The sequence below is a fragment of the Planktothrix sp. PLAVEN19ND genome (assembly GCF_057220675.1).
This window is the reverse complement of record NZ_CM170132.1, coordinates 868,420-889,473: the sequence shown is the minus strand read 5'-3', so window position 1 is coordinate 889,473 and position 21,054 is coordinate 868,420. Positions and strand designations below refer to the sequence as shown.

Below are 21,054 nucleotides of genomic sequence, written 5' to 3'. Positions count from 1 at the left end.
AGGATTGATGTCCCTCCAAAGCCAAACTAGAACAGGGGTTTGATCAGAAATCCCTGGAATCAAATATTACAACAAAATTCTGATGGATTGCTATAATAATGAGTTGAGTTCAATCCGCTTTAATACTTATTACATTGATTCGACCCTAATTTATGGCTAATCTGATTAAAAATATACAACCCACCCTAGATTTTATTCCGCCTAATTTTAACCCTTTGGTGCTAAAAGTCTGTCAATGGGGGATACCATTTTGGATGAAATGGAAAACGCCCCTAGTTGAAATTAAGGTAGAACAAATCGAACGATTAGTTAATCTTTATCAACAATTTCAAAGCGGAAAAATTAGATTTTTATTAGCTTTTCGTCATCCCAATACGGATGATCCCTATTGTATCAGTCAATTATTATGGCGATTTGTTCCTGAAAGTGCCAAACAACAGGAAATGGTCTTATATAATCCTATTCATGCCCATTTTATGTATGATCGAGGGATTCCTTTATGGGCAGGAAACATAGTTTCTTGGTTATTTCCAAAATTAGGAGGAACACCGATTTTAAGGGGGAAAGTAGATCGTTTAGGGTTACGATCAGCCCGGGATTTATTTATTAATGGTCAATTTCCTTTAGCTGCTGCACCGGAAGGGGCAACCAATGGACATAATCAAAATATTAGTCCTTTAGAACCCGGAATTTCTCAATTAGGATTTTGGTGTGTTGAGGATTTAAAAAAAGCTGAACGCTCGGAAGAAGTTTATTTAGTTCCGGTTGGTATACAGTATTTTTATATTAAAGATAATTGGGAAGATTTAGAAAAATTAATTGCCCAATTAGAAAGGGATTGTAACTTACCCCCATCTACCCCAGACTTAACCTTTGCATCTCTCTATAGCCGTTTAATTCGGTTAGGAAATCATTTATTAGATATCATGGAAAATTTTTATCGTCAATTTTATTATCGGAATATTCCCCCAGATGAAACCCTTGATTTTTCTGATCGCATTAAACGATTATTAGACATTGCTTTAACCGTTGCTGAAGAATATTTTAATCTCAAACCCATGGGAGATTTAAGTAGTCGTTGTCGTCGCTTAGAACAGGCGGGGTGGGATTGTATTTATCGCTATGATCTTAAGGCAAATGATACCTGGTCGGCCGTAGAATTGGGATTAGCAGATCGGGTAGCAACCGAAGCCAGTTTACGAATGTGGAATATGAGATTAGTGGAAAGTTTTGTGGGGGTAACAGGCAGTTATATTAAAGAAAATCCGACTTTTGATCGTTTTGCCGAAACCACTTTAATTGTTTGGACAATGGTAACTCGATTAAAGGGAGAAAACCCTCAAAAACGTCCCCATTTAGGAAAAAAACGCGCTAAATTAACCATTGGTGAACCGATTTCTGTGACTGAAAAATGGTCAGATTATCAAACAAACCGTCGTCAAGCGGTTGCTAATTTAACCCAGGATTTACAGAATGCTTTAGAACAGATGATTGAGCATTAAAATCCCATTCATCGTAGGGGCGAGGCGCGCCTCGCCCCTACACACTGAAAGTCGTTTTTTTAGGGTTAATCATCGTAATCCTACTTTTAAGCAATTCCTTGATACTTGCTATATAATAAATTAACCCAACCTCAAATGAGGAGGAACGGAAATGTCAATTACCGCAGAACAATTCGAGGCATTAATGCCCGATGGTACTCAGGTTGAAAGTGAGTATATAGAAATGGAAAGTACGTTACACTATCTCCAGTTAGCGTTGTTAGTGTCTTGTTTAGATTGGTTATGGAGAGATAGAACAGATTATTTTATTGGGGCAAATTTAACCATCTATTTTAGCCGTCAACAACTGAGAAATCGAGACTTTCGCGGGCCTGATTTTTTCTTGGTGAGAAATACTTCTAAACAGCCAAGAAAATCCTGGGTAGTTTGGGAAGAAGAAGGGAAATATCCCGATTTAATTATTGAACTTCTTTCTAACTCAACGGCAGAAACCGATAAAACGACTAAAAAGAATTTATATCAAGATCAATTTAGAACCCAAGAATATTTCTGGTTTTCTCCCGATGATTTAGAACTAAATGGTTTTAAATTAGTCGGACAGGAATATCAAGAAATTATTCCCAATACCGCAGGATTATTAGAAAGTGAAGTATTAGGGTTGTTTCTAGGAATTTACCAAGAAAAACTACGGTATTTTACTTCAGAAGGTGATCTGGTCTCAACCCCTGAAGAAGCGGCATTAAAAGCAGAAAATCGGGCTAATGAAGCACAAAATCGGGCTGAACGTTTAGCCGAACAATTGCGATCTTTAGGTATCGAACCGATGGAATAAAGACATTTTCAAAAATCCTGTAGAGACGAGCCATGGCGCGTCTCCACGGGGATTAAAAATTCTCAAAAAATGATTAACCCTTGAGAAATGACCCCCTAACCTGCTATGGTAATTGTTGGTCACCTTAATTGTCTTAGTAACATTCTTTATAAAATTTCCTATGGTTAGTTTTTTACTTGAAGTGGGTACAGAAGAATTACCAGCCACCTTTGTTGAAACCGCCATTCAACAGTGGAAACAGAAAATTCCAGCTAGTCTCAGTGAACAATTTTTAACTTTCGAGTCGGTTCAAGTATACGGAACTCCTCGAAGGTTGGCGGTGGTCATTGAGGGACTTCCTAGCCACCAACCCGACCGAGAAGAAGAAATTAAAGGCCCCCCAGCTTCTGCCGCTTTTAAAGATGGAAAACCAACTCCGGCGGCGGAAGGATTTATTAAAAAACAGGGCGTGACCTTAGAAGATTTAGAAATTCGTCCGACTTCTAAAGGGGATTTTGTCTTTGTTTTAAAGAAAATTCCCGGTCGGTTAACGGCGGAAATTTTAGCTGAATTAACATCGGAATGGATTACCAAATTAGAAGGGAAACGGTTTATGCGTTGGGGGGATGGGGATTTGAAATTTCCCCGGCCGATTCGCTGGTTAATTGCATTATTAGAAGATCGGGTTTTACCGATTACATTGGTTAGTGGTTCAGAAGTAGTTAAAAGCGATCGTATTTCCCACGGACATCGGGTTCTACATCCTGAACCGATCTCTATTTCCCATGCTAAAACCTACGCTGAATCTCTCAAAAAAGCCTTTGTTCAAGTTGACCCCCAGGAACGAATTCGGACTATTCAAAAAGAAGTTAAAATCGCGGCGAATAGTGTGGGGGGAGAGGCCGAAATTCCTGAAGATTTATTAGCAGAAGTCGTTAATTTAGTGGAATGGCCGACGGCGGTTGTCGGAACCTTTGATCAGGAATTTTTAGATTTACCCGCAGAGGTGATTAAAACCGTCATGGTGACCCATCAACGGTACTTTCCGATATTAACAACGGAAACCAAAAATTCATCGCCCTTAAAGCCCTATTTTATCACGATTTCTAATGGAGATCCGGCTAAATCCGATTTGATTGCGGCGGGAAATGAAAGAGTAATTCGGGCGAGGTTAGCCGATGGACAATTTTTCTATCAATCCGATTTAAAAAATCCTTTAGAAAGCTATTTGCCCTCCTTAGAAGCGGTGACTTTTCAAGAGGATTTAGGTTCAGTTCGGGATAAGGTGAATCGGATTGGTAAAATTGCGAATTGGATTAGTGATCAACTGAATATTAGTGAATCTGATCGCGATTCAATTCAACGGGCTGCGTTATTATGTAAGGCGGATTTAGTTACCCAAATGGTCTATGAATTTCCCGAATTACAAGGAGTAATGGGGGAAAAATATGCTCGAGAAGGGGGAGAACCCGAAGCGGTAGCAACGGCAATTTTTGAACATTATTTACCACGGAATGCTACGGATAATTTACCCCAAACCCTAGTCGGTCAAGTAGTAGGTTTAGCTGATAAACTCGATACTTTAGTCAGTATTTTTGGTTTGGGAATGTTACCCACGGGTTCCTCCGATCCCTTTGCTTTACGTCGGGCGGCGAATGCGGTGGTTAATATTATTTGGGCGACGGATTTACCCTTAAATTTATATCAACTCCTGAAACAAATTGCGGTGGATTTTGTTAATACTTTTCCTAATGCAATTTTAGGATTAAATCATGAATTATATGATTTTTTCCTGCAACGAATTAGAACTTTATTGCAGGATGAAAAAGCGATTGATTATGATTTGGTGAATGCGGTTTTAGGAGAGAATGATCTGGAATATCAAGAACGGGCGTTACAGGATTTGTTAGATGTTCGAGATCGGGCTTTGTTCCTCCAAACTATTCGTAAAGATGGCAGTTTAAACCAAATTTATGAAACCGTTAATCGTTCAACTCGTTTGGCGAAACAAGGAGATTTAAACACCCTGGAATTGCAACCGGAAATGACAGTTAATCCCGAGTTATTTCAAAAGTCCTCAGAACGGGAATTTTATCAGGCTTTGGTACAGTTAGTGCCTCGAACCCAAGCCTCTCAAGCTACGCGAAATTATCGTCAATTAGTGGAAGCCTTAGCAGAAATCACCCCAACGGTGAGCAGTTTTTTTGATGGCCCTGAAAGTGTTTTAGTGATGGATGATGATCCCAATATTCAACGTAATCGTTTGAATTTATTGGGGTTATTAAGAAATCATGCCCGGGTTTTAGCGGATTTTGGGGCAATTGTTAAAAGTTAAGGGCGATCGCAATATCATATAAGATTCCACTAGACAGGAGAATTGTTTCGGTTTACTATGATTTTCGTGAACTTTCAATTAAAATAATCCCGCTTGCGAGACTGAAACAATAGCAAAAGAATGACTAAACCTACTCCCCCTACAACGGTTATAAGATATCCTGACCAATACGACTTAATAACTGTTGACACTGTTGCTTAAATTCCGAGGTAGGGGGAAAATCAGCAATAGTCCCTTTAATCACCATTAAAGATTGACTTCCTAAACGTTGTTTAAGCTCCGAGGGAGGCATGGGTACTATTTGAAATAAAGCTTGCAATTGCTCTAAAATATTCGCCTGTTCTAAAGGGGATAAATCAAGATTTTGTTCAAATAGTTCTCGTAATTTTGCTAAATCTTCTAAACTGGTTTTCCCATCAGTTATTGTTGAAGATAAACCCCGTAAATCATCCCAAATTAAGGGCATTTCTGCCGGATTTTGAAAAATAATTGGCAACCAACTCGCACAGGGATATTGATCTTCTTTAGCGTGGAGTTTTTCTCTGGCTTCGCGCACGGCTGTATATAAGGTTTTTCCCTTAGAAAATGCTAGGAGAAAATATTTTAAAAATTCCGTAGCAATAGTATCAGGGACGGGTTCTCGCATCACAATAATTTGAGGAATTTGTAAATCCGCTAAATCCCGCGCTAACCCTAACCCATCACAGGAGTTAAAAATGGCTAATTTCAGCCCTCGATTAACAGCAAATCGGAGGGAATATTTTAAATCAGAAATGGTTAAATAATCCGTCGGATTAATATGAATAATACCCGATTCTTTCTCGGTTAAACTATGTCCGGCAAAAAACAGAATATCCCAGCCAATTTCATCGCGGAGATGAACATCCACTTCTAACCGTTGGGGTTGATCTAAAACTGTCACATCCGCACCGATAATCTGTTGTAAAATCGCTCGATCTTTCTGAACATTAATATCTTGATTATTTCCTAAAATCGCTAAAATTCTAACTCGCGTTCTCGGTAGGTTTAAATTAACAGATTCCACTTGGTCGTATTGGGGTAAACTCAAGGCAATTTCCGCTTTGGGGTAATGTTCAAAAATCTCCCAAACTTGCCAAGGAAGTCGCAGCAATGTCGGATGTTCTGTTTGCAGAATCAATCGAATTTCATCTGTTGAATTCAATTTTTGTTGTAATCGATCTTTCAGGGGATAAAATTCTTCTGATTTCAACCAGGTTTTGAGGTGTTTTTCTAACAGTTTTGCCGACTCTTTACATACATCTTCAGAGGAAAAAAGATTAACTTTTCTCCCACTAATCCTCACAGGAAGTTGAAGTTTATGATAAAGGATTTTCCACTGTTGATAGGTGGCTTCTAGTTCAGGAAAGGGGGGCAAAGAACCGGAAATTTCTGTACTAGGTAACATTCCATCTTGTCCTAATTGTAACATCACCGTGAACCCAGTTTTAAAGTCTCCTTTAATAATCTTTAAAATTACTAATTTACCTACAACTAGGGGAGATTTTTTGATAAATTTACGGTCTTGAGTAATTTCTCGACTTGCTAATAGCCGAATTACTTCAGTCATATTAGAACTACGTTCACGATAGTTAGCAATTTCTGAGTCTTTGATTTTTAATTTATCTTGATATTCTGCTTCTAAGGTTTGTAAGGTTTCCTGATAGGTTTGAGTAAAGTTTTGATGAATTTTGGCTTTATCCGTTTCGGGGGGAACCTGCACCCGCACAATAAACACGCCATCGCCTTTATTTTCAATTCTTTGGATAGTTAATTCGGTTTCTGAGTTTTCAACTTGAACTTTTTTAAAGGAATAAATAAACGCTCGCCAATCAACTCCTTCTCGGAAGATTAAATCAACGGTATCTATCGCTTCTTGAAATAATTTAGTAAATTCATCCGGCCCAAATTCTCCGCTACTGGGGCGACGTTCGCGGTCATCGGTTGCGGGTTTGGGATATTCTAATAGATAAATAAACTTACAATTCACCCATAATAAATTAGTGGTGTTGTCAATATTCCAAGTGCTTAAACCATAAGACCCGGTTAAACGCGCTTCTCTAAAATTAGTCCCGATGGCTTGAGTTTGGGCGAGGTTTGCCCATTCTAAATTGGCTGTTTCTAAGGTAGCTTCACTCAGATCAGATCCTCTTAAATTAGCATATTCTAGGTTAGCATTCATTAAGTTTGCTTCTCTTAAATTCAGACCAATAAATGTTTTTCTATATCCATCTAAACTAACAAGTAATTCTCGGACTTGGGCATTTTCTAAAATCGTGTTTCCGACTTTTGCCCATTCTAATTTTTCGGCTTGATACCAGCGTGTATGCTTGATATTAGCATCGCTAAAGTCGGTACTTTTTAATAGGGCTTGATTAAAATGGGCTTGGGTTAGGTTGGCTTTGACAAAGGAAGTCCCGCCCCAGGCAGAAATTGCGATCGCAAATTGTCGAATAATTGAATATTTTTCTTCTTCTTTTAAAACTTTATTGCCAATATTACTACTCACTAATATCAGAATAGTTGCTAAAATTATTGATAATATTACTAAGGCAATTAGGGTGATGATGGCAGGTAAGGGGGCTGGCTCTCCATTAACTACGGAAAACACTTCAAAAACTCTATCATCGGCATTTCTAGTGACAATAGCACTGGCAATAATTCCAATTGCTAATGCTTCGATAATAATTAATAATTTGAAGATTTTGTTTAAGGTAATAGTTGCGATCGCAATGGCTAAAGCTAAGGTAAAAATAACTGTTAGCGTGGCTCCCATTGAAGCTGTAAGGGTGACAATCAGAGCCGGAATTGGGTTTCCTATTTGGTTTGAGTTCATTAAATAGCTGATTCTAAAAACTCGCAACTCTGATAAAATCGGAGTTTTAGCATTTCCTAATGCAGCTAAAATTCCCCCGACAGGAATCAAAACTGCAATCGTAATTCCTAGATTTTGAATTGTTTTTTCTAACCCATTTTTGAGACTAGATATTAATAGGATACCATTCACAAAAATCACAATTAATCCCACGATAAAACTTACCATAAATGGCACAATTGGTTCGGGTTTAGGAGTCATCAATGCAATCGGTTGACCAACGGCTAGTGTAGCAGCGGCTCCTGCTAATCCTGATAGGGCTGCTGCTATCAATAAACTGCGGTAAATGCCCTGTTGTGATAATCCCGCTTTAGCCCCTCGAAAGTTAGCTCCCGTGAGGTTGGCTTCACTAAAATCACAACCCCGAATATCGGCATTAGAAAAGTCTTCTAGGGATAAATCTTTTCCTTTAAAAGAACGATTTTGATAATTTTTTTCGGCTTGAGAATGGAAAGAGTTAGATAACATATTTTTTGATAATTAAGGACAGAATTTTTTGGGATTTATCGACACTTGTATAAGCAGAAATAAAGGATCTGGGTTAGAAATAGGAACAGCTTCACATTTGATTTTATTGTTTTTTAGATAAATAATTTGAATATAGGAATTCAACTCATTTTTTTTTGACCTGGCAATATGGATGGCTCCATGTAATATCGTATTATCTGAGAAAAATTCAATAGAATAGTTTTCCGTTTCGGTTTTGCCATTATATTCTAATGCTGTTAATGATGTTGCTAATACTTGATTTTCATTAATATAACTTTCATGTAGTTTTTCTAAATAGTTAAGAATTTTTATTGCTTCAGTCTCTTTAGCCCGATTGATAAATTTTAGAAATGAGGAAGTTGCAATTACTGACAAAATGCCAATAATTATAATAACAACTAATAACTCAATCAAGGTAAATCCTTGATCAGAGAATTTCGAGTTACGCTGAGATGCACCGAGACGGAATATAGGTTTCATGGGTTAGGTCTGGGTAAGTTCGGTTGAACAATTTTTCAGACAAAATCTAAATCAAAAAATCTTCCAGGATAAAATCATCTTTGGTTGTTATTTTGACACTAAATTTTTCTCCGATCAAGCCTTGTAACGCAATTGATACAATTTCATTCTCTGCGGTATCCTCCAATACAATATCTTTTTTATCATTTAAAATTATTACTTTTAAATCTTTAGGGAGAGGCGATTTATCTGTAGAATAAACTTCCAATAAAATCCGCACTTCTTCCTTAACTCTGGAAATCAAGTTCATAGTTAAAACTAAGGCTGTTTCCTGAATATTAATCGACTTAACTTTTCTCACCCCTAAAACAGAATGGTGCGGTTGCAACTGTCGCAAAGTTGCTACAGCATTCCAAAGAATGCCATCATCTTCGGTGGTTTGAATTTGTTTAACTAAGGTTTCAATCTGGGTTATTTCCGCTTCACCTCCTGGGAACTCAGGGTTTGATTTACCTCTCCATCCTTCTAACGCGGGAGTTGCAGAAAATATTCCAACAACCTCCTCAAAAGTTTGCCATCCCGTCTGAACAATTCCCTGAAACCATTGATTTAAGGGAATAGGTTGTGTCGTTACTTTTGCCTTGAGTTGTTCTAATAATAAGGTTTCATCTAATGTCAACACTGCTTTTACATAGAGATGATAAGCCACCACCGGAACTTCTAATAGGGTTTTCCAGTCTAATTCCTGTTGCTGAAATTCGGGGTTATTTGTAGTTCCCTTATTCAAACCCAAAGCTAAAATTTCTTCTAAACTAGGAGCTTTTTCAATAAATCCTTGTTCAAAGTCTCCCATATCTAATAAAAGGTCATAAATTTTCCGAGATAATCGTTTTCCTACAGGTCTTAATAAATTACAAGTTAGCATCGGAATTACATTGCAAGTTTCTGCAATTACATCCTGTTTTAAACCGGAAATTGTTGTCGGAATTAAGAGATTAGTTGAACTAAGATAGTCAGTTTTTACAGACAGTAACATCACCGAAATAACTTGCCATTCCGGTGTTTCGTCGATTTCTAGTTCCGGTTCCGTGACAATTATCACATAGCGAGGCGGTGTATTTCCATTGAGAAAATCAAAAATAGCAGGGGAATAAAAATGCTGTTTTTCTTCTGGGGTAAATTCCAGAGGACTGAATACTTGACGACTGACTTCCCAAATTTGTCCGGGTTTAATTTCTTCAGGACTAATGATGGGCAATTCTCGGTTAATTTCCATTAATTTCATTGTTGGTTCTCCTTTTTTGGTCAAATAGGCTATTTTAGTTATCCCAGTTTTCTTGAGAGCGCTTGGGTTTTCGACCCTGACGAATGTTTTTTAGTTCCTCCTCTAATTGTTTAACGTTTAACAAGTCTAATTTTTTCCCAACTAAAAGAGCTAATTCCCGATATCGCTTGGAAACCTCCGATTGCTTCAAACCTAAATCTTGAGCGATTTGCTTTTGTTTTTTTTCAAATTTTAATCCTTGCCAAATTTGAAGATACTGTTTTTTGGGATTTTCTTGGTCTACAGAAATAATTGCTGTTTGAATTTGGGCGTTTGTATCGGTTGTTTCTAAATCTTCTCGGATATCAGGAAGATGATTAGTAATCTCTCGACTTTGATTTTTTAAAAATTCCCTTTCTGTTTTAATTTTACGCAGTAAATCTATAATACAATTAGAGGCGACTCTGGAACACCAATGATTAAATTTTTCTAGGTCTCCTTGGGTGAAGTTACCTCTTAAAGATTCTATTAACACTTTTTCAAATGCTGTTTGAGCCGCATCTTCCCAGTTGTGGGACTGTCCTGAAAATCTGTGTTTGGCTATGATTTGACAGAGTTGATAATATTTAGGATCTTTCAAAAGTTCTCGACAAGCATCCCTATCTCCTTGAAGATAACGCTTGAGCAATGCTTCTGGTGGTTCTGATAATCGCATAGCAAAACCTGGTTAGGTGGAAAGTGGATGATTTTAAAAAGGATATATTTCCCTCAAGTCAGTTATAGCATTAACTTCAAAAAAAATTAAATTTACTCATATTATTTTCCTACAGAGTCGCATTATTTCTCGAAAACTGTCATAATATAAAAATAGATGTAACAATTCTTAAACACAATGGCGAGAGACCTAAGGGGCTTTTTAAAACAGTTAGAAGAACGGGGACAATTACGCAGGATTAAAACCTTAGTTGATCCTGATTTAGAAATTGCGGAAATTTCTAACCGAATGTTACAAGCTGGTGGCCCTGGTTTATTATTTGAAAATGTCAAAGGTTCACCCTATCCGGTGGCGGTAAATTTGTTGGGGACAGAACAACGGGTTTGTTGGTCAATGAAGATGGAAACTCCCCAGGAGTTAGAGGAATTGGGAAAAAAATTAGGGATGTTACAACAACCTAAACCGCCGAAAAAGATATCCCAAGCAATTGATTTTGGCAAGGTTTTATTTGATGTGGTTAAAGCCAAACCCGGACGCAACTTTTTTCCCCCTTGTCAACAGATTATCATTGAAGGAGATGATGTTGATTTAAACCAAATTCCGATGATTCGTCCCTATCCTAAAGATGCGGGAAAAATTATTACTTTGGGATTAGTAATTACCAAAGATTGTGAAACCGGAACACCAAATGTCGGGGTTTATCGGTTACAATTACAATCTAAAAATACCATGACCGTCCATTGGTTATCGGTTAGAGGTGGGGCGAGACATTTACGCAAGGCGGCGGAGAAGGGAAAAAAATTAGAAATTGCGATCGCATTAGGAGTAGATCCGTTAATTATTATGGCGGCGGCGACTCCCATTCCTGTGGATTTATCCGAATGGTTATTTGCGGGATTATATGGCGGTTCGGGTGTACAATTAGCTAAGTGTAAAACGGTAGATTTAGAAGTTCCGGCGGACTCAGAATTTGTATTAGAAGGAACCATAACCCCCGGAGAAATATTACCCGATGGGCCCTTTGGCGATCACATGGGATATTATGGCGGTGTAGAAGATTCTCCATTAGTAAGATTTAACTGTATTACCCATCGTCAAGATCCGATTTATTTAACCACTTTTAGTGGTCGTCCGCCCAAAGAAGAAGCAATGATGGCGATCGCTTTAAACCGGATTTATACCCCGATTTTAAGACAGCAAGTGTCGGAAATTATAGACTTTTTCCTCCCCATGGAAGCCCTGAGTTATAAAGCTGCAATTATCTCCATTGATAAGGCTTATCCAGGTCAAGCAAGACGGGCAGCTTTAGCGTTTTGGAGTGCTTTACCTCAATTTACTTATACCAAATTTGTGATAGTTGTGGATAAGAGTATTAATATTCGAGATCCGCGACAAGTCGTATGGGCAATTAGTTCAAAAGTTGACCCGTCCAGAGATGTTTTTATTCTTCCCGATACGCCTTTTGATACCTTAGATTTTGCTAGTCAAAAAATCGGATTAGGGGGAAGAATGGGGATAGATGCAACTACAAAAATACCTCCGGAAACTAATCACGAATGGGGAGAACCTTTAGAGTCAGATATTGATACGGCCGAAATGGTAACCAGACGTTGGGCAGAATATGGATTAAATGATCTGAATTTAACCGAAGTAGACCCCAATTTATTCGGCTACGATATCAGATAGAAGTGTATAAATCGTTGTTGCGCTTCAGCGCACTTCTTATTGGACTAAAGCCTAAAAACAGGGTTTGTTTAAGTAAATGTTCATAATTATTTGCATTTATAAAAAAATTGTTGTTGATGCTTCAGGCTTGATAAGAGATGCGCTGAAGCGCAACAACGGCCTAAAAACAGGGTTTGTTTAACTAGGTGTTTATAATTATTTGCATTTATAGAAAAATTGTTGTTGATTTTTGGGGTTTTATAAGAGATGCGCTGAAGCGCAACAACGGCCTAAAAACAGGGTTTGTTTAACTAGGTGTTTATAATTATTTGCATTTATAGAAAAATTGTTGTTGATGCTTCAGGCTTGATAAGAGATGCGCTGAAGCGCAACAACGGCGCAACAACGGCGCAACAATATTATTGGTTTATTGATGGCTTAACTGTTCATAATCTGGACGAAACCATTGGGGTAAACGGGATAAATCTTGAATTTGTAATTGTTCAGGGCGACAATATAATAACACCGCCAATAGAGGTTTAATCGTCTCTATTTGATTCAATTCTTGATTCATTTGAGCGGCTAAGGTTTTAATGAATTGCTGTTCTGTAGTTGTTAAATTTTCTTGAGAAAAACCACTATATAATAGGCTTCGATAGACTTGACCCAATGAACTTTGATAAACCGATTCTAATTGTGTGGCTTCCAAACCTAACCAAAAATCAGCAAATTGTCGGCGAATTTGACGTAAATCATCAACAATAGCAGCATTAGACGGGTCAATTTTATATAAATTCACACATCCAATTAACCGATTTTGGAATGATTCGATAGGAGTTAATGGTTGATTTTGACTAACATCAGATACCGTCACTTTTTCTAAAGCTGATGGATTTTCAAAGACCCGTTGATATTCTTTTAATAACCATTGAGGTAAACGAGTTTCGGCATTAGCAACAACCATTTTTCCCTGGGGATAATATAACATTAACACCATTAAATGATTTAAAGAATCAGACTGTTTGAGTCCAATCGCCTGTTGAGTAATCTGGTTAACAAATTTTTCTTCTTCAGGGGTTAATAGTTCCCGTTGAATGCCTCGATTTAAGAGAATTTGATATCCCTTTCCTAAATCCGTTGTATACATTAGTTCTAACTGTTCGGTTGGAATTTTTAACCAATGTTCTACCATAATTTTCCGAATAGAACGCAACTGATTAACAATGGCTTGATTATGGGGTTCTAATTCATAATGATTGATATGAGTTACCAAAACCGATAAATACTGTTGAATTGCTTCTCGACTATTGAGTTGAATAGATGGCGGTTTGGGTTGGTTTTGTTGCCAAGTTTGGAATAACTGTTGGAAAATTACGCCCATTTTAGTCGAGTAGGTGCGACTATCCAAAAATTCAGGATTTTGCTGCATTTTTTGTTGAATTTCTTGGCTTTTTTGTTGTCGCAGTTGAGGGTTATTAGCAAGGGTTATCGCTAAATTAATATAGGATTCTTCACTATTAGCAATTAAATCAGGAATAGAGAGCGATCGCAACAAAGAAGCCGCCATCAAGGAACGGAATGATCCACTATCTCGGACGACAAAAACCTCTCCCGCTTGGGATGTTTTGGGGGAAAACGAAGGAATCACATCCCCATCTCGCACAACAGGAACTAAACCCACTTCTAAGGGATCAACTAAAGAATTGACCCCAGAAAAAGGATAGGAGTCTAAATAAATATCAGCTAATTTCAGATATTCTTTAATATCACTGCGACTCCCTTGGGGTTTAATCATAATTAAACGACTCGGATCAACCCCATATTCTGCTAAAACGGCTTTAAAATTATTAATCCAGGGAAGCGCCCGATATTGGGATGCCCAATTGGGGTTAAAGGGATATAAAACCAACACCGAATTAGGGACTTTTGCTAATAGTTTAGCCCAGGTTTCTCGCAGTTCAGGAATAATTTTATAGAAATTTGCACCGGAGATAAAAACAACCGCTTGTTCAGAAATTCCTAAACTAGAACGATGGGGAATGACTTGGGGAAGTTCCGGGGGAGTTGCATAATAACTAAAACAGTGGGCTGTCCCTTCTAAAAGAATTAATTTTTCCCGATATTGGACTTGGGGATTCTGTTTTATTTCTGTTAAAGTTCCCGAAATATAGTAATCCATATTCCGCATTCCTGTAGTTACACAGGATGATGTTGATGTGAGTTGAATGCGGGCTAACCGATGTAATCCTAATAGGGTTATCCCGTGATTAACGGCTGTTACATTGGTTCCAATTAACAGAATATCTAAATCATCATTCCGAATTAATTGCACCTGTTCTGAGACATTTTTAGGCAGTTTTACAAAGCGTTCTACCCGACTTTGACAATATTGTTCTAAGGGATGATTATTCGATTGTAGAGCATATAAAATCACCTCGAATTGAGTTGAATCTAAATACTCAAAAACAGGTAAAGTTGAGTAGGTTTCGGTTTGGGGTAGGAAATGATTACTCAGAATTCCTACGCGAATCTTTTGACGAGTTGGACGTTGGGGAAACTGATAGTCTAAGGAATAACCCAAATGAGTCAGGGCAAATTCCATAATTTCCGCCCGTTTAATATAAATATCTTTGAGATTAGCGGTATTAAAATATAGAGGAATAAAGTTAGCAATTTGGGTGAATTTCCAGGCTAATTCCTGCCAAATTGGAAACTCAGGATGACTGGTAAACCGCTCATGGATATAGGGAATCCAATTTTCTAAATAACGATAATAGAGTTCAGTTTCCCCGCGCTCTTGGAAAAACTGAGGGACGGCCAACATAAATTCAAAATAATCAGGTAAAAACCATTTAGGAATTGGAGCTTGAATATACCAATTAGGGGATAATTGATAGGGATAGCTATATAAAATAATTGCCAATAAATACTGTATTCCTTTGGGTTGATTTAACCCTTGTTTTAGATAGGTATACCAATCTTGAAGTTGAGCTTTTTCTAGGGATGTTAAGGCTTCATTTTTTAACCCACTATTGAGGAGAATTTTATGCGCTTGACCAATTTCTCCTCCATAGGTTTTTTCTAAATAATCCGATTCTAACCCTAACCAGTATTGAGCTACAATCTGCCGAATTTGACGCAGGGAATTGAGCAGGGATTCTGGGTTATTTGTTTTCTTGTATTCTTCAGTTAAATGGGAAACTTCCGCCAAAATTTGAGCCGGAGTTAAGGTTTTGAGTTGAGCTTTAGGTGGTTTTTGAGGAGTAAATAACTCGATAATAGCTTGTTTAACAACATCAGATTGACTACACTTTAAGGCTTCTTGAATTTGGGCAATTACGGCTTTAGCATCTCCATTAGCTAACAGTTGTTGAGCGGTATTAATGGCATATAAACCATAATGTTCTCGGGCTTTATTCGATAAATTAATTGCCAAATTTTCGGGTAAATAGGATTGAGAAAGTTCAATAGATTTTAAAGTATCTGAAATATTAGCCCCAATGGAAATTAACTTAGAACTTTCTGAGGTTGAATGTAAACGATAACAGGCTAAAGGTTGGGGTTCATAAGCAACAGGATAATAGGCGGAAATTCGTTTCCACATTTCCCAGTCAGCGGCGGAACCTGCATTCTCAGAAAATCCTCCTAATGTTTCATAAACACTGCGTTTAACCACCATCGCAGCAAATTGAATGCGCTGCATCACAGCAATTCGTTCTAACCAATTAGAAATAATCCCATTTGTTTCCTGTTCTAACGCGGAAAGGGAGCGTTGTTTTCCCTGTTCATCAATATAATAATGGCGACAAAATCCAGCCCCGGCGGTGGGTTCTTTTTCTAACAGTTCTCGCATCTGAGTATAAAATCCAGGAAGGACTAAATCATCCTGATGCAAAAGATGAATCCATTGCCCCGTAGACCGTTGAATACAATCATTCCAGTTAGGAATTAACCCTAAATTTTGCGGTTGTCGATAGAATTTAACTCGATTTTTACCAATATTTTTAACGATAGCTTCAATTTCTAAATGAGTCGAACAATCATCAACTACAATAATCTCCATTTCTTCAGAATTCGGTGCTTGACTCAGAACGCTATTTAACACCTGTTCGATATATTTTTCACCGTTATAACTAGGAATAATCACCGACCAAAAGGGTCGAGGTTGAGGGGAAAAAACCGGATCAATTCGAGGTGAATTAAGTTGACTGAGTTTAGATAAATTAATATAAAGTTGAGACTCATCAATTTTTTCCATTCCCTCGCCTTTGAGTTGAATTTGCTCATCACAAGTTTCTATGATTTGGGGTGATAAGGTTTTCATAAATTGAAATCGGGTGGCGGGGTCAGAAAAACGGTTCCAAATTCTTAATAAATTAGTTTGTACTGTTTGTTGATGGGTTCCTAATTCAACTACAGAGTTTAATAATTCTGTGATTAATTTGATATAAAAGGGGAGATGAAACTGTGATAAAACTTGATTCGCTAAATCACAGGATAAATTATTCACTAAAATTTGATAGTTTTGATCCGTGGGTTGAATTTTAGAATGATTCAAAAATTGAGCTAACTTTTCCCGGGAGGAGGTATATCTTTTAAAGATTAAAACTTCTTCTTCACGACTTAAATCTTGTTGATGACTTAAGGAGTTTTCTGATAAGTTCAAAGTCCCTAATATTTCTGGAATAAAATGGAATTCTCCCGCATTAGCAATTCTAATATAAAAGTCTTGATCTCCTCGAACCTTGAGGGTTTGATCAAATAATCCATAATTATTATGTAGAGATTTTCGCCACATCGGTTGAGAACCAACTTGGGCTGAAAATAATAATTTAAAACGGGAAAATTCCGGCCATTTCCAGTGGGGTTTGCCAGTTAATTGTTCTAAATTAATAACTTCTCCCGGTGATACCGCTTGCTGATCGGCGTGTACTAAGATGACTTCTGAATGTTGATCTAAATAGGTAGATAACCTTTCTAAAGCATTTAATTTGAGACGATCATCGGTATTTTGATTGGTGATATATTCACCCCTGGAGATCGCAATTCCTCTATTCCAGGCTTGATAAATCGGTTCCCTTTCTTCGGTTTTAATATAAATAATCGAGTCAGGATATTGTTTTTTAAACTCAGAAACAATCTCTCGTTCATTTTCCTGGGAACCGGAATCAATAATAATAATTTCTAATTTTCCTTGTTGAAATAAAGTCTGACTCACTAAATTTTCTAACCTTCCCGACATCATTGATGCCGAATTATAGGTAGAAATAATCGCAGATACTTTAATTTTGGGTGCAGTTAAAACCTTTTGTTTTAAGGCTAAAACTTGATGATCTTCCAACACAATTACAGGGGGAGATGGCTGTTCAGAAGGATATTTTCCTTGCTCAATTAATTGTAACTCCTCTTGAACAATTTGCTTAACTTCTTGAAAATATTGCTCTCGATAAATTTTAGAACGTTGGGTATCATAGGTACGAAATCCGCCAATTAAACTTCTCAATAAATACAAAGGAGCATAACGAGAAAAGCGTAACCAAAGTTCAAAATCTCCCGCCAAGTTGAGATTTGTTTGTAATTTTGATCCGGCTTTTTCCCAGAGCGATCGCGTCCAAAATGTACTTTCTTGTTGAATCCAAGTATGTTGTAATTGTTGATATTGTTCGACCCATTGTTTATCTAAAAGCATTTTTCTTGACCATAAAGGCGTCTGCATTTGACTATGAATATGTCTTCCATTTCTATCCCATTCTGTCGGAATTCCCATCACCCATTCCACCTGTTTATTGTGCCCAAATGTCGCCGCCAGTTTATAAAAAGCATCGGGATGGTATTTATCATCGGAATTTAACCACCCCATAATTTCACCAGTGGTTTTTTGAAATCCAGTATTAACCGCCGCATAATGACCGCCATCCGCTTGACTTTGCCAATGGGTTAAATACTTATCATATTTTTTAATAATTTCAACGGAATTATCCGTACTTCCCCCATCCATAATCATGTATTCTAAGTTAGGATAATTCTGACTTAAAACTGAATCAATACACTCCTCTAAAAATTCACCTTGATTCAAAGAAGGGGTAACAATAGAAATTTTAGGTAAAGATGAAGCAACAATCAATTGAGGAGATACAGATCTGACATTTATTGCGGATTTTTGCCAGAGAATATTATAGGAAATCGGTTGACCAAATTCTTGATAGGATTTTTGAGTCGTGGGTTGCCAAAACTGGCGATAAGCTATTTCTGACATTCCATATAAATCAGGATCAAGTTTAATTTGGTCAAAATTAATCATGGAATTTAAGGTTTTTTGAGTCTCAAATAAATAGGGTAAAAATTGATTTGTCCAAACTTCTGCGGGTTTCACTACCACATCAAAACAATGTAAGGAAAAACCATCGGGTCTTAAAATTCGATCAATATCTTGGGTAATTTGATCAAAAGTTGTTTGATTTTCAGAAATATGTTCTAGGGTAGAAATACTAAAAACACAATCAAAATATTGATCAGGAAGTTCAGAATTAAAGTTGCCAATATAGTCTAAAACAATCCGAGAGTTGGCATAATTTTGAATTTGATTGGGGCCATTTCCTACTCCTTCAAATTTATCTAAATTCCAGCATTCATAGTCCTGTTTTAATGCTTCTAAAACCCGAGAATTTCCCCCACCAATTTCTAATAATTTTGAACCTTTGGCTAAATTCTGGGTAATAAAATTATATACCAATAAATCTTGATAAATTTTCAGGTCACAAGCATCGGGATTAATATTACTATAGACTTTAAACCGTTTAAATTGATTAAAATGACTCCGTTTAGAATAGGTAAAGTCTTGAAAATCCAGTGGTTTTGTTGATGTTTTTAAATTTTGCACGGTTTGAATGAGAGTCTGTTGAATAATGTCAGCCATTTTTGACCAGGAATATTGGGAAGATTGTTGTAAACCCGCTTGAATTAAAGGTTGATAAATTTCGGGTTTTTGAATTTGTTCTAAGGCTTGTAGCATTTCTAAAACCAGGTCTTCATCCACATAATAAGCTGCATTTCCGGCGATTTCTGGAATTGAACCTTTTCGACAGGTAATCACCGGACAACCGCAAGCCATCGCCTCTATAATAGGCATTCCAAACCCTTCATATTTAGAGGGATAAACTAATGCAGTTGCGCCAGAATATGCCTGTTTTAATTCTTGATCACTGAGTTGCAATACATGAATTCTAAACTGTTGAGCATAGGGATAAAATTCAGCTTCTAAAGTGGGTTCTCCTCCAACACAAACAATTTCAAAATCCCGATTATTTTTCAGTTGAGTGAGTGCTTTAAAGAATAATAGAGTATTTTTATATCCTCCCGCACCTAAGCGTTGACCGACTAAAATAAAATAGGGTTTATTGATGCTATTTTTAAATTTAAACTGTTGAACTTCTCCTGGGGTTGCTGGGGAAAATACAGCCGGAACTCCACAATGGGCGACGGTAATTTTATCGGGTTGAATATTAGGGAAAAAGTGAATTAAATCTTGGGCTGTATTTGCAGAAATCGTGATATAGGCAGATGCGCGTTCAATTCCATGATGTTTTTCTCGCCACATGGGAATGGTTAAATCCAGTCCCAATTGTTCTGGAATCATATCATATCCCATAAAAACTGAAGTTGTTGTTAAGGGAGTTGTATAATAGGTAGAAATAAACAGATCGGCATTTTCTTGATCGCAGATTTTCTGTAATAATTGCCGATCTTCTTCGATTTTATCATAATTATATTCAGGAATTTGATAATATTTAATCCCAGGAATTTTAGGGGTAGTGCCTTCTCGGTCTAAAACAATAATCTGTTGAGCAAAACCCTGGGTAGACCAAATTTCTAGTAAGGATTTCCACACCCTCGCAATTCCAGTGTTACGAATTTGGAAAAATACACCATCAATAATAATTTTAATTGATTGCTGATCAGGATTCATCGATTGACGACTAGCTACAGCTTTTAAAAAATCCTGTTCCGTGAGTGAGGGTAAAGTCTGGGGAGAAATTTCTATAGATATGGCTTTTTTCCATGCTGATCCTGATATTTTTTGTTCGGTTAATAGATGTAAACTACTGCCATCAGAATATAAATTTAACTTGAATTTCTCAGCTATTTTTAATAAAGATTGATAGGTATAAATAGAAATATGTTGACCTTCATGGAGAGCATAGTACCACCATTGATCCGGTTGAGGATGATCCGCCGGAAGTAGTTGGGTACTGAATAATAAATTTTTGGAAAACTTCAATAATTTTTCAATTTCCTCCAGGGGATTAACAAAATGTTCAAACACTTCAAAAGTCGTAACTAAATCATAGTTTTCTTGTTGATTTCCTTCAAATCCCTGATAAAATATATTTTGACAATATTGATCATAGCCATAAAAATTAAACCCAAAATCCCGCATCAACCGCACAAATAAACCATAACCGCAGCCATAATCTAAAAACTTGCCTTTGGGATTAAAACATGATATAATTAATTCCTGAGTGATTTGAGAAAATTTAAAATTGCGTGACACTAATCCGACATCACTAATGGCAATTGGATCAGCATAAGCGACCTCTAACCAATAGGGCTTTTCAGTTTGGACAAATCCACAAACTGAACATTTAAAATAATCAACAGCATAGCGATTTAAAATTGTAGCTTGAGCAAAATAGGGAGATAAGGAACTACAAATTTTACAAAGGGAATTTTGGGTGAGTTTTGATTGACTTTCAACTTGCACTATGGTTTGACCTTAAACTGAACTGTGCGAAAAATCTTTTACTATATTACTGCGCGCGAGTGCCGGGGCGATCAATAGCTTTGTCCTTAACCCATTTAGATCACCGAACAACACCAAACGCACTGTTGATGAAAAATACGTTAAGATTAGTAACAATACC

At 37.1% G+C, this 21,054-nt stretch carries 9 protein-coding genes; 4 read left to right on the top strand and 5 right to left on the bottom strand.

Annotation, left to right across the window (positions count from 1 at the left end):
- The first annotated feature begins 152 nt into the window (after positions 1-152).
- From AC2D3N_RS03910 to glyS, 3 genes are all read left to right on the top strand, one after another.
- Positions 153-1,502: a 1-acyl-sn-glycerol-3-phosphate acyltransferase gene (locus tag AC2D3N_RS03910; protein ID WP_484692845.1), complete on the top strand. Its 1,350-nt coding sequence runs from the start codon at positions 153-155 to the stop codon at positions 1,500-1,502.
- A 151-nt stretch (positions 1,503-1,653) separates the two neighbouring features.
- Entirely contained in the window at positions 1,654-2,334 is a 681-nt protein-coding gene (locus tag AC2D3N_RS03905) for a Uma2 family endonuclease (protein ID WP_484692844.1), read from the top strand.
- 160 nt (positions 2,335-2,494) lie between these two features.
- The gene (gene glyS / locus AC2D3N_RS03900) at positions 2,495-4,648 is read left to right on the top strand and encodes a glycine--tRNA ligase subunit beta (protein ID WP_484692843.1); all 2,154 of its coding nucleotides are present in this window, start codon (positions 2,495-2,497) and stop codon (positions 4,646-4,648) included.
- A gap of 148 nt (positions 4,649-4,796) precedes the next feature.
- Here the strand turns inward: glyS and AC2D3N_RS03895 are convergent, their stop codons facing one another.
- Genes AC2D3N_RS03895 through AC2D3N_RS03880 form a run of 4 tightly spaced genes read right to left on the bottom strand, consistent with a single transcriptional unit; the run spans position 4,797 to position 10,468 of the window.
- Positions 4,797-8,009 (bottom strand): pentapeptide repeat-containing protein, encoded by a 3,213-nt coding sequence (locus AC2D3N_RS03895; protein WP_484692842.1) that lies wholly within the window; start codon positions 8,007-8,009, stop codon positions 4,797-4,799.
- A gap of 12 nt (positions 8,010-8,021) precedes the next feature.
- A complete protein-coding gene (locus AC2D3N_RS03890) occupies positions 8,022-8,510 on the bottom strand; it encodes a prepilin-type N-terminal cleavage/methylation domain-containing protein (protein WP_079676672.1) in 489 nt (162 codons plus the stop codon).
- A 46-nt stretch (positions 8,511-8,556) separates the two neighbouring features.
- Complete coding sequence (locus AC2D3N_RS03885; RefSeq protein WP_159451485.1) at positions 8,557-9,774, bottom strand: DUF1822 family protein; 1,218 nt, start codon at positions 9,772-9,774, stop codon at positions 8,557-8,559.
- A gap of 34 nt (positions 9,775-9,808) precedes the next feature.
- On the bottom strand, positions 9,809-10,468 hold the full coding sequence (locus AC2D3N_RS03880) for an RNA polymerase sigma factor (RefSeq protein WP_484692841.1): 660 nt from the start codon (positions 10,466-10,468) through the stop codon (positions 9,809-9,811).
- A 177-nt stretch (positions 10,469-10,645) separates the two neighbouring features.
- Between AC2D3N_RS03880 and AC2D3N_RS03875 the strand changes: the two genes are divergently transcribed.
- Positions 10,646-12,154 carry a UbiD family decarboxylase gene (locus AC2D3N_RS03875; RefSeq protein ID WP_484692840.1) on the top strand — a complete coding sequence of 503 codons (1,509 nt, stop codon included), beginning with the start codon at positions 10,646-10,648 and terminating at the stop codon, positions 12,152-12,154.
- 406 nt (positions 12,155-12,560) lie between these two features.
- Here the strand turns inward: AC2D3N_RS03875 and AC2D3N_RS03870 are convergent, their stop codons facing one another.
- Positions 12,561-20,894, bottom strand: a complete 8,334-nt coding sequence (locus AC2D3N_RS03870; protein WP_484692839.1) for a glycosyltransferase — start codon at positions 20,892-20,894, stop codon at positions 12,561-12,563.
- Positions 20,895-21,054 lie beyond the last annotated feature (160 nt).